The sequence below is a fragment of the Pseudomonas sp. LBUM1668 genome (assembly GCF_059695715.1).
The window spans coordinates 1,954,369-1,966,228 of the sequence record NZ_CP166787.1; the positions used below are offsets into that span (position 1 = coordinate 1,954,369).

At 57.3% G+C, this 11,860-nt stretch carries 11 protein-coding genes; 9 read left to right on the top strand and 2 right to left on the bottom strand.

The genetic code is table 11. The features are described 5' to 3' along the window. Positions 1-73: 73 nt before the first annotated feature. Positions 74-988, bottom strand: coding sequence for a DMT family transporter (locus tag ACA061_RS08765; protein ID WP_210701775.1), 915 nt, complete (start codon positions 986-988; stop codon positions 74-76). A 113-nt stretch (positions 989-1,101) separates the two neighbouring features. Between ACA061_RS08765 and ACA061_RS08770 the strand changes: the two genes are divergently transcribed. Continuing rightward, the gene (locus ACA061_RS08770; RefSeq protein ID WP_497301181.1) at positions 1,102-2,517 is read left to right on the top strand and encodes an aminotransferase-like domain-containing protein; all 1,416 of its coding nucleotides are present in this window, start codon (positions 1,102-1,104) and stop codon (positions 2,515-2,517) included. 93 nt (positions 2,518-2,610) lie between these two features. Here ACA061_RS08770 and ppsR read toward each other — a convergent pair whose 3' ends face one another. After that, a complete protein-coding gene (ppsR, locus tag ACA061_RS08775; RefSeq protein ID WP_042558495.1) occupies positions 2,611-3,429 on the bottom strand; it encodes a posphoenolpyruvate synthetase regulatory kinase/phosphorylase PpsR in 819 nt (272 codons plus the stop codon). A gap of 174 nt (positions 3,430-3,603) precedes the next feature. On the opposite strand from ppsR, the gene ppsA reads away from it, so the two are divergent. From ppsA to ACA061_RS08815, 8 genes are all read left to right on the top strand, one after another. Next, positions 3,604-5,979: a phosphoenolpyruvate synthase gene (gene ppsA / locus ACA061_RS08780; RefSeq protein ID WP_150594597.1), complete on the top strand. Its 2,376-nt coding sequence runs from the start codon at positions 3,604-3,606 to the stop codon at positions 5,977-5,979. A gap of 185 nt (positions 5,980-6,164) precedes the next feature. Then, positions 6,165-7,154: an alpha/beta fold hydrolase gene (locus ACA061_RS08785; protein WP_210553606.1), complete on the top strand. Its 990-nt coding sequence runs from the start codon at positions 6,165-6,167 to the stop codon at positions 7,152-7,154. 229 nt (positions 7,155-7,383) lie between these two features. Next, positions 7,384-7,875 (top strand): ribonuclease E activity regulator RraA, encoded by a 492-nt coding sequence (rraA, locus tag ACA061_RS08790; RefSeq protein WP_100847899.1) that lies wholly within the window; start codon positions 7,384-7,386, stop codon positions 7,873-7,875. A 21-nt stretch (positions 7,876-7,896) separates the two neighbouring features. Next, the gene (cmaX, locus tag ACA061_RS08795; RefSeq protein WP_497301182.1) at positions 7,897-8,892 is read left to right on the top strand and encodes a divalent cation transporter CmaX; all 996 of its coding nucleotides are present in this window, start codon (positions 7,897-7,899) and stop codon (positions 8,890-8,892) included. A gap of 63 nt (positions 8,893-8,955) precedes the next feature. Continuing rightward, entirely contained in the window at positions 8,956-9,204 is a 249-nt protein-coding gene (locus tag ACA061_RS08800; RefSeq protein WP_008076827.1) for a hypothetical protein, read from the top strand. A gap of 2 nt (positions 9,205-9,206) precedes the next feature. Then, a complete protein-coding gene (locus ACA061_RS08805) occupies positions 9,207-10,031 on the top strand; it encodes a mechanosensitive ion channel family protein (RefSeq protein WP_008048604.1) in 825 nt (274 codons plus the stop codon). 89 nt (positions 10,032-10,120) lie between these two features. Continuing rightward, positions 10,121-10,711, top strand: coding sequence for an RNA polymerase sigma factor SigX (gene sigX, locus ACA061_RS08810; protein WP_150601341.1), 591 nt, complete (start codon positions 10,121-10,123; stop codon positions 10,709-10,711). Between the two features lie 107 nt (positions 10,712-10,818). Beyond that, a complete protein-coding gene (locus ACA061_RS08815) occupies positions 10,819-11,853 on the top strand; it encodes an OmpA family protein (RefSeq protein WP_150601342.1) in 1,035 nt (344 codons plus the stop codon). Positions 11,854-11,860 lie beyond the last annotated feature (7 nt).

Below are 11,860 nucleotides of genomic sequence, written 5' to 3' on the forward strand. Positions count from 1 at the left end.
CTGCCGCAGGCTGCGATCTTTTGACTTTGATTGTAAAAAAACAAGATCAAAAAATCGCAGCCTGCGGCAGCTCCTACACGGACGATTTGCGCCATTTTTCGATGGGCAGTTTGGTGATCGCAAAACCACCCAACAAAATCGCCGAATAGATCATCAGTTCCCGGGACAGGGTTTGCCCTTCGTACCAGGCGCCGATGATCACGGCAAACACCGGGAAAATGATAAACACGAACGACAGAATGATCGGGCTCAGGCGTTTAAGCAGCAAAAAATAAACGATGAAACCACCCACCGACGCTACCAGCCCGAGATAGAGCAGGGCAGCCCATGAGCGCGCGGTCACGTCCTGGAAGCTCGGCGCTTCGAAGCCCAAGCCGACAATAAATAACATTAGCCCGGCGATGCCGATCGGCAGCGTGTTGTAGGTGATCACGCTGATGGCGCTGCCGTGCTTTTTCGTCACTACGTAGCACAACGCATGCATGACCGCTGCGCAGAGAATCGCCAGCACACCAAGCCATTCCGCCTGATCCAGATGCAAGCCTTGGCTGCGAATGATCATGAACAAACTGGCGAAGCCGATGGCGATGCCGAGCATTTGCGACGGATAGATTTTCTCGCGCAGAAACACCGCCGAAAACAGCAGGATAAACACCGGCATGCAACTGAACAGCAGCGCCGTCAGGCCAGACGACACGTGCATCTCGCCATAGTTGAGCAGGTAGTAGGGCAGGCTGAAATACGACAGCGTGACGAACACAAAAAACCAGCGACTTTGGCGCGGAAACAGCAGGGGTTCCTTGCGCAACACCGCGAAGCTGAGGAACAGCGGGAAGGCAATCAGAAAGCGCAGGCCAGCGGCGGTGAGTGGAGGCACGCTTTCCACGGCAATCTTGATCCCCAGCCATGTGGTGCCCCAGCTCAGGCAAACGATGAGAAACAGGCTGCTGGTGATCAATCCGGCAAGCCAGGGTTTGCTGATGTTCATCGGTGAGCTGATGGCGGTCGACATGTTGGGTGCTCCGAACGGGGAATTGACCTCACCACTGAAAAGGTCTATTCCTGATTGAACCTGTTTTCAATACGCTATTCGGGGCGAGAATGAGTGTCAAAGCAAGTATTGCCATGGTGTCAATCCTGCGTGACGGCCTCGCCCATGGCGCAGGTGTCAAGTACAAACGCTTGGCCGATGCGGTCGAAAAGGCCATCGGCGAGGGCGTTATCGAGGCAGGCAGCAAGCTGCCACCGCACAGGCTGTTGGCCGATAGTCTTGGCGTCACCATCGGCACCATCAGTCGTGCTTACGGTGAGCTTGAGCGTGTCGGATTAGTCGTTGCCCGCGTAGGAGACGGCACCTATGTGCGTCAGCGCGGGATGGAACGGCCGCAGGACAAAGGCTTTCGCAATGTCAGCGACGAGCCGCCAGCGTGTTTCGACATGAGTCGCAACCAGCCGATCCCCGGCCAGGAGGCAGCGTTCATGCGCGAATGTATGGTCGAGCTGGCCAATGATCCGGGCCTGTTACAGCAATTGACCGGGTATACCGCCGAAAGCGGATTGGCCAGGCATCGGGTGGCGGGGGCGGTGTGGTTGCGCCACGGGAATTTCGTGCCGCACGCCGATCAGGTGCTGTGCGTCAACGGTGGTCAGCACGGTTTGCTGTGTGCCTTGATGGCTTTGCTCAAGGCCGGCGACACGGTCGTGACCGAGCATTTGTCCTACCCCGGATTGATCAGCGTCGCACGTCAACTCGGGATAAAACTCATCGGCGCCGCGATGGATGACGAAGGACTGTTGCCGTCGGCGCTGGAGGATATTTGCCGTCAGCATCGGGTAGCGGCGGTGTATTGCACACCAACGATCCAGAATCCTACAGCCGCCGTGATGTCGATCCCACGGCGCGAGGCGATTGCCGAGGTGTGCCGCCAGCACAATCTGCTGATTATCGAAGACGAAGCCCATGCTGTGCTCGACCGCCAGCGCCCGCTGCCATTGAGTTATTACGCTCCTGAGCGCTCGGTGTTGATCGGTAGTTTGAGCAAGGCTGTTTCCGCCGGGTTGCGAGTCGGTTATCTGCACGCGCCGCAAGCGTTGATCGGGCGCATCAGTTCAGCCATTCGTGCGACGTGCTGGATGGCTAATCCGCTGTCGATGGAGGTGGCGAGCCTGTGGATCGAAAACGGCATGGCCGAACGCTTGCTGGATGAGCAGATCACGGAAATTGGCCGCCGCAAGGCGTTGGTTGCGGGCGTAATGGACGGCTTGAGCTACAAGACGCACAGCTACAGTCCGCACTTTTGGGTAGAGGTGCCGGCGTTGTGGCGAGCGTCGCAGATTGCTGCAGAGTTGAAAGAAAACAACTATCTGGTGGCGACCGCTGAGGCGTTTGCGGTGGGGCATGCGGCGGTGCCGCAGTTTATTCGGGTGAGTGTGTGTAATACGGTGGGGGATGACAGCATGTTGCTCGCAGGCTTTGAGGCTCTGAAGCACGCCTTGACGGAACACAATCCTGTGTAGGAGCTGCCGAAGGCTGCGATCTTTTGATGTTGATGTTTAAAACAAGATCAACAGATCGCAGCCTTCGGCAGCTCCTACAGGGGGCATGCGGGGTTACTTGAACCGCCGCTCCACCCCTTTCTCCACCAGAATCTTCGCCGAAATCTCTTCCACCGAAAAATGTGTGGAGTTGATGTTCGGGATGTTTTCACGGCGAAACAGGTTTTCCACTTCGCGCACTTCGAATTCGCACTGGGCATAGCTCGAATAGCGGCTGTTGGGTTTGCGCTCGTTGCGGATCGCGGTGAGGCGGTCCGGGTCGATGGTCAGGCCGAACAGCTTGTGCTGATGGGCGCGCAGGGCGGGCGGCAGTTGCAGGCGCTCCATGTCGTCTTCGGTCAGCGGGTAGTTGGCCGCGCGGATACCAAATTGCATGGCCATGTACAGACACGTCGGCGTCTTACCACATCGCGACACGCCCACTAGAATCAGATCGGCCTTGTCGTAATAGTGCGTGCGGGCGCCGTCATCGTTGTCGAGGGCGAAGTTCACCGCCTCGATCCGCTCCATGTAATTGGAGTTGTGCCCGATCGAATGCGACTTGCCGACGGTGTAGGAAGAATGCTCGGTCAGTTCCTGCTCAAGCGGGGCGAGGAAGGTCGAGAAAATGTCGATCATGAAACCATTGGACGTTGCGAGAATCTCACGAATGTCCTGATTGACGATGGTGTCGAAGATAATCGGGCGAAAGCCGTCGGTTTCGGCGGCTTTATTGATTTGTTGTACCATGGCCCGCGCTTTATCCACGCTGTCGATGTACGGTCGCGTGAATTTGCTGAAGGTAATGTTTTCGAACTGCGCCAGGAGGCTTTGACCCAGGGTTTCGGCAGTAATGCCGGTGCCATCGGAGATAAAGAAAGCAGATCGTTTCATTTGCACCTTGGGCCTTAAGCTAATAACGAATCTTGGATATGATAGGCGCGATTTGCCGGCCGCCATTGGCCAGCATTCTCACTTATTTTCCAGGTCCAGGCCATACAACCGGCCAACGCTCCCCCGAGCAGCCGGTTTCTGAGCTTTTCCAACACAGTTAGTGGAGAGATCACCTTGGTAGAGTACGTAGTTTCCCTCGATAAGCTCGGCAAACACGATGTTGAGCATGTGGGGGGCAAGAACGCATCCCTGGGCGAGATGATCAGCAACCTGGCGGGTGCCGGTGTGTCGGTCCCCGGCGGCTTTGCCACCACCGCTCAGGCCTATCGCGACTTCCTCGAACTGAGTGGCCTCAACGACCAGATCCACCAGGCCCTCGACGCGCTCGACGTTGATGATGTCAACGCACTGGCCAAGACCGGCGCGCAGATCCGTCAATGGATCATGGACGCCGAATTCCCGGAAAAACTCAACGCCGAGATCCGCACCGCGTTCGCCACGCTGTCGGCCGGCAACCCTGACATGGCCGTTGCCGTGCGTTCTTCCGCCACCGCCGAAGACTTGCCGGACGCATCCTTCGCCGGTCAGCAGGAAACTTTCCTGAACATCCGTGGCGTGGAAAACGTTATCCGCGCTGCCAAAGAGGTGTTCGCCTCGCTGTTCAACGACCGTGCGATCTCCTACCGCGTGCATCAGGGCTTCGACCACAAACTGGTCGCCCTGTCTGCCGGCGTGCAGCGCATGGTGCGTTCGGAAACCGGTACTGCCGGCGTGATGTTCACCCTCGATACCGAATCCGGTTTCCGTGACGTGGTGTTCATCACCGGCGCCTACGGTCTGGGCGAAACCGTCGTACAAGGCGCGGTCAACCCGGACGAATTCTATGTCCACAAGGGCACGCTGGAGGCCGGTCGTCCGGCGATCCTGCGTCGCAACCTGGGCAGCAAAGCCATCAAGATGATCTACGGCGAAGTCGCCACGGCCGGCAAGTCGGTCAAGACCATCGACGTCGACAAGGCTGATCGCGCGCGTTTCTGCCTGTCCGATGCTGAAGTCAGCGAGCTGGCCAAGCAGGCGATGATCATCGAGAAGCACTACCAGTGCCCGATGGACATCGAGTGGGCCAAGGACGGTGACGACGGCAAGCTGTACATCGTGCAGGCCCGTCCGGAAACCGTGAAAAGCCGCACCCAGGCCAACGTCATGGAACGTTACCTGTTGAAAGAAACCGGCACCGTACTGGTTGAAGGTCGCGCCATCGGCCAGCGCATCGGCGCCGGTAAAGTGCGGATCATCAAGGACGTGTCCGAGATGGACAAAGTCCAGCCGGGCGACGTACTGGTTTCCGACATGACCGACCCGGACTGGGAACCGGTAATGAAGCGCGCCAGCGCCATCGTGACCAACCGGGGCGGGCGTACCTGCCACGCGGCGATCATCGCCCGTGAGCTGGGCATTCCGGCCGTTGTCGGTTGCGGCAACGCCACCCAGTTGCTGAAAGATGGCCAGGGCGTAACCGTGTCCTGCGCTGAAGGCGACACCGGTTACATCTTCGAAGGTGAACTGGGCTTCGACATCAAGAAGAACTCCGTGGACGCCATGCCTGATCTGCCGTTCAAGATCATGATGAACGTCGGCAACCCGGACCGCGCCTTCGACTTCGCGCAACTGCCGAACGCCGGTGTGGGCCTGGCCCGTCTGGAATTCATCATCAACCGCATGATCGGGGTGCACCCTAAAGCGCTGCTGAACTACGACGGTCTGCCGCAGGAAATCAAGGACAGCGTCGACAAGCGTATTGCCGGCTACGATGATCCGGTTGGCTTCTATGTCGACAAACTGGTCGAAGGCATCAGCACCCTGGCAGCAGCGTTTACGCCGAAAAAAGTCATCGTGCGTCTGTCGGACTTCAAGTCCAACGAATACGCCAACCTGATCGGCGGCAAGCTCTACGAGCCGGAAGAAGAAAACCCGATGCTGGGCTTCCGCGGCGCTTCGCGTTACATCAGCGAATCGTTCCGCGATTGCTTTGAACTCGAATGCCGCGCGCTGAAGCGTGTGCGCAACGAGATGGGCCTGACCAACGTCGAAATCATGGTGCCGTTCGTGCGTACCCTCGGCGAAGCCAGTCAGGTTGTTGATCTGCTCGCAGAGAACGGCCTGAAACGCGGCGAAAACGGTCTGCGCGTGATCATGATGTGCGAATTGCCATCCAACGCGATTCTGGCTGAAGAGTTCCTCGAATTCTTCGACGGTTTCTCGATCGGTTCCAACGACCTGACTCAGCTGACGCTGGGTCTGGACCGTGACTCCGGGATCATCGCGCACCTGTTCGACGAGCGTAATCCGGCCGTCAAGAAGCTGCTGTCGAACGCGATTCAGGCGTGCAACAAGGCTGGCAAATACATCGGCATCTGCGGTCAGGGCCCATCCGATCACCCGGATCTGGCGCGCTGGCTGATGGAGCAGGGCATCGAAAGCGTGTCGCTGAACCCGGACACCGTGCTGGAAACCTGGTTCTTCCTCGCGGAAGGCCAAGCGCAGGCTTGATGGTTATGTGAACGGGCCGCTCTACTGTAGGAGCGAGCCTGCTCGCGAAGACGGACTGACATTCAACATCGATGTCGACAGATGTACCGCTTTCGCGAGCAAGCTCGCTCCCACAAGGGGTAAGGCTTTGAGATTGAAGTAGGGCGAGCGCCTCCGGATGCCGCCCTTTTTTGTGCAAGAGCATTATGCAAAGCAGCAGTAACCTATTTCCTGTCGCCCTGATCAGCGCCGAGCGGCGCGGCGATCTGAGCGAAGACGTTTATCGTCTGAAACCCGGCAACAGCCCGGACTGGTCCGTAGAAATCGCCGTCACCCGTTTGGGCATGGCCGATGAACCGGCGGTGCGCGGTGTGCCGGTCATTCTGTTGCACGGCAGTTTTTCCAACCGACGCTTCTGGTTCTCGCCCAAAGGTCTGGGGCTCGGCGCTTATCTGGCACGGCTGGGCTTCGACGTGTGGATCCCGGAGATGCGCGGTCACGGCTTATCGCAGCGCAACGAGGAATACCGCAGGAACCGTGTCGCCGACTACGCCAGGTACGATTTGCCGGCAATCGCCGCATTCGTGCGTGAGCAGAGTGGGCAGGTGCCGCACTGGATTGGCCATTCGCTGGGCGGCATTACCCTGGCGGCGGCTCTCGGTGGCGAGTATCTGGGCGAACCTGCCGTAGCGTCGGCAGCGTTTTTTGGCACTCAGGTCAGCCGTACTTACTGGCCGCTGAAGATTCCGCCGGTTGAATGGAGCGGTCGCTTCATTCTCAAGCGTTTCGCGCAGTTGTCGGGCTCACGCCTCAAGCGCGGACCGGAAGATGAGCCCATTGGCCTGGCCATCGAGAGCATGCGCTGGTACGGCCTGTTCGGCCGGTTTGGTGACAAGGACAAAGACTGGTGGGCCGGTCTGGCTGATGTTCAGGTGCCGGTGCTGGCGGTAAGTGCGGCGGGGGATCATCAGGATCCTGCGTGGGCTTGTCGCAAACTGTTCGAGCAGATGGGTTCTGAGCACAAACAGTTCATCAATCTGGGGCGCGAACAGGGCTTCAACGATAATTTCGGCCATGTCGAAATGTTGGTGAGCAAGGCTGCACAGACGCAGGTATGGCCACTGGTGGCACGCTGGTTGAACGATCAGCACACGCCGTTACTGGGTGAGAAGCCGGATCTGGCGGCAGCGGTCTGAGTCGCGAGGCGCTGAAAAAAGGCCATTTCGTTCGGGTCGGCTTGCGGCTAAGATATGACGCATTGTGCGGTTCTGGTCACTTTTAGTGGCTGATTTGCTATTACGTTTCAGCGTTTGTTCAGGTTCGTTCAGCGACCCTTGCATGAACTAAGGTAAACAGCGACTGCCGGAACTCGTCTCACAAGAGTGCGTCATCCTTGATCGTCTTCCTTTTTACAGGAGTTTTTCGATGAACCATTACCTCACGCCTGACCTGTGCGACGCCTATCCGGAACTGGTCCAGGTGCTGGAACCGATGTTCAGCAATTTCGGCGGCCGTGATTCATTCGGCGGCGAAATCGTGACCATCAAATGCTTCGAAGACAACTCGCGGGTCAAGGAGCAGGTCGAGCTCAAAGGGAATGGCAAGGTACTGGTGGTCGACGGTGGTGGTTCGCTGCGTCATGCCCTGCTGGGGGACATGCTGGCCGAGAAAGCCGCGAAAAACGGTTGGGAAGGGCTGGTGATCTACGGTTGCATCCGCGACGTCGATATCATCGCGCAGACCGATCTGGGCGTGCAGGCCCTTGCTAGCCACCCGAGGAAGTCCAACAGGCGCGGGCTCGGCGACCTTGACGTTCCAGTAACTTTCGCCGGTGTGACGTTCCACCCGGGCCACTACATTTATGCGGACAACAACGGCGTGATCATCTCGCCGAGCCCGCTGAAGATGCCTGAATAAGCTTTTGACAAAGGGATGAGGATGTTCGAGGAAGAAAACGCGCAATGGGGGCTGGTGCATGCCCTGGTGCTGGACGGTAAAGGCGGTGCGCGTTCGATAGCCCGGACTGAGCTCGACGATTTGCAGCTACAGGCCCATGAAAGCCTGTGGCTGCACTGGGATCGCAGTCATCCGCAGACCCAGACCTGGCTGCGCAAATCCAGTGGCCTGAACGAATTCACCTGCGACTTGCTGCTGGAAGAGAACACTCGACCGCGCCTGTTGCCGTTGCCGGATTCCGAGTTGCTGCTGTTTTTGCGCGGCGTGAACCTCAATCCGGGTGCCGAACCGGAAGACATGGTTTCGGTGCGGATTTTTGCCTCTGCCCAGCGTGTTATCTCCCTGCGTTTGCGTCCGTTGCGGGCCACGGATGAACTGCTGACGATTCTGGCAGAGGGCAAAGGCCCGAAAACGTCCTCTGAGCTGATCCTTTATCTGGCGCAATTCCTCACTAACAAGGTGCAGGATCTGGTCACTTGCCTCTCGGAAATCGCCGATGAGGAAGAAGAAAAGATGGATACCGACGAACGGTATACCCCGGAGCACGGATCGATTTTGCACATCCGTCGAAGGGCGGCCGGACTGAAGCGGTTTCTCGCTCCACAACGGGATATTTTCGGCCAGATGACGCGGATAAAACTGCCGTGGTTTGTCGATGATGATGCCGATTACTGGAACGAATTGAACAACAGCCTGACCCGCTATCTGGAAGAACTCGAATTGACCCGAGAGCGCGTGGGGCTTGTCCTGGAGGCAGAAGACCGGCGTTTGAGCGTGCGCATGAATCGCACGATGTACCGCTTCGGCATCATCACCTGCATCTTTTTACCAATGAGTTTTATCACCGGTCTGCTGGGTATAAATGTGGGCGGAATTCCGTTCGCGAGCAGCCCTTATGGTTTCCTGATCGCCTGCTTGACGGTGCTTGCCATGGCCTTCGGCCAATGGTGGTTATTCCGTCGTTTGCGCTGGGTCTGAACATGGCGCATGTGACCCGACCAAATCTGCCCGCGTCTTTCACAGACATCACGAGAGGTGCGTATGCACGATCCGTTTGAACAGTCTTTGCGCGACATGCTCAACGCCTCGCCGTCCAGCCGTGACGACGATGCGTGCCTGGGCCGCGTACTCAAAACCGCCAACCGTCAGGTCGGCGCCGGCGATCTGTTCAGCCTGCTGGGCCGCTGGCTGCCCGCGCTGATGATCGCCCTGAATAACGGATCGGCCCACGTCTCGCCGGTTTCCCGTCTTCGTAAACCTACCGCTCGCACTGCTGATAAGGCTGATTGAATATGGAACTTGATCTCTGGACTCAGAGCCTCGTCACTGCAATGACTGCGTTGTGGACCAAAGTCGCCAACTTCATCCCGAACCTGTTCGGCGCACTGGTGGTGCTGCTGTTGGGTTTCGTCGTGGCCAAGCTGCTCGATACCTTGCTGTCCAAACTGCTCGCCAAATTGGGCCTTGATCGCCTGATGGGCGGCACCGGGCTGACCAAGTTGCTGTCGCGCGCAGGGCTTCAGGTTCCGATCTCGACACTGATCGGCAAGATCGTTTACTGGTTCGTTCTGCTTATTTTTCTGGTTTCTGCAGCAGAATCCCTTGGCCTTGAGAGAGTTTCAGCTACGCTCGATATGCTGGCGCTGTATTTGCCGAAAGTATTTGGCGCAGCCCTGGTGTTGCTGGTGGGTGTTTTGCTCGCGCAATTGGCCAATGGGCTGGTGCGTGGGGCGGCAGAAGGCGTAGGCCTGGACTACGCTTCGGGGCTGGGGCGAATCGCTCAGGGGCTGGTGATCATCATCAGCATCTCGGTCGCGATCAGTCAGCTTGAGGTCAAGACCGACCTGCTGAACCATGTGATTGTCATTGTATTGATTACCGTTGGTCTGGCGGTTGCGCTGGCCATGGGGTTGGGAAGCCGGGAAATTGCCGGTCAGATTCTTGCGGGAATCTATGTGCGTGAGTTGTACCAGGTTGGGCAACAAGTGCGTGTTGGCGAGGTCGAAGGTCAGATCGAAGAGATCGGCACGGTTAAAACCACATTGCTGACCGATGAGGGTGAGCTAGTCTCTCTTTCCAATCGGATCCTGCTGGAACAGCATGTGAGTAGCCGCTAATCCGGCAAACCCTGCTAATGTATGCCGCCGCGAAAGCCAGCCGAAGCTGGTTGCGGCGGACATTGACCTGACTGTCGGCACGACTTGTTTTGAATAAAGCCCAAACGTTATCTACGCGCTACGACCCCCGCGAGCTCTCTGATGAGGAGTTGGTCGCGCGCTCGCATACCGAGCTGTTTCACGTGACGCGCGCCTATGAAGAACTGATGCGGCGTTACCAGCGAACATTATTTAACGTCTGCGCGAGATATCTTGGGAACGATCGCGATGCAGACGATGTCTGTCAGGAAGTGATGTTGAAGGTGTTGTATGGCCTGAAGAATTTCGAGGGGAAATCGAAGTTCAAAACCTGGCTGTACAGCATCACTTACAACGAATGCATCACGCAGTATCGGAAGGAACGGCGAAAGCGTCGCTTGATGGACGCATTGAGTCTTGACCCCCTCGAGGAAGCGTCCGAAGAAAAGACGCCAAAACCCGAGGACAAGGGCGGGCTTGATCGCTGGCTGGTGTATGTGAACCCGATTGACCGCGAAATTCTGGTGCTACGATTTGTCGCAGAGCTTGAATTTCAGGAAATCGCAGACATCATGCACATGGGTTTGAGTGCTACAAAAATGCGGTACAAACGCGCTCTAGATAAATTGCGTGAGAAATTTGCAGGCATTGCTGAAACTTAGTTCAGCGCAAATATCTCTTACGTGTAGGCAAGTTCTGATAGACTTGCCGCCGAGTTGTCCCCCGGTTTGCGGGACTGCTTCACAATCACCAGATGGGGATTTAACGGATGAAACTGAAAAACACCTTGGGCTTGGCCATTGGTTCTCTTATTGCTGCCACTTCGTTCGGCGCTCTGGCACAAGGCCAAGGCGCAGTTGAAATCGAAGGCTTCGCTAAGAAAGAACAATTCGACAGCGCTCGTAACTTCAAGAACAACGGCAACCTGTTCGGCGGCTCGATCGGTTACTTCCTGACCGACGACGTTGAACTGCGTCTGGGCTACGACGAAGTGCACAACGTACGTGCCGACGACGGCAAGAACGTAAAAGGCGCTAACACCGCTCTGGACGCTCTGTACCACTTCAACAACCCGGGCGACATGCTGCGTCCGTACGTTTCGGCCGGTTTCTCTGACCAGAGCATCGACCAGAACGGTTCGAACGGTCGTAACCGTTCCACCTTCGCCAACGTTGGCGGCGGTGCCAAGCTGTACTTCACTGACAACTTCTACGCCCGTGCTGGCGTTGAAGCTCAGTACAACATCGACCAGGGCGACACCGAGTGGGCTCCAAGCGTCGGTATCGGTGTGAACTTCGGTGGCGGCTCCAAGCCTGCTGCTGCTCCAGTTCCAGCACCAGCTGAAGTCTGCTCCGACAGCGACAACGATGGCGTTTGCGACAACGTTGACAAGTGCCCAGACACCCCAGCCAACGTAACTGTTGACGCTGATGGCTGCCCGGCAGTTGCTGAAGTTGTTCGTGTTGAGCTGGACGTTAAATTTGACTTCGACAAATCTGTTGTTAAAACCAACAGCTACGGCGATATCAAAAACCTGGCTGACTTCATGAAGCAGTACCCATCCACCACCACTACTGTTGAAGGTCACACTGACTCCGTCGGTCCTGACGCTTACAACCAGAAACTGTCCGAGCGTCGTGCAAACGCCGTTAAGCAAGTTCTGACCAACCAGTACGGTGTTGAATCGTCCCGCGTTCAGTCTGTTGGCTACGGCGAATCCCGCCCAGTTGCTGACAACAAAACTGACGCTGGCCGCGCTGTAAACCGTCGCGTAGAAGCGCAGGTTGAAGCTCAAGCTAAGTAATTAGCTG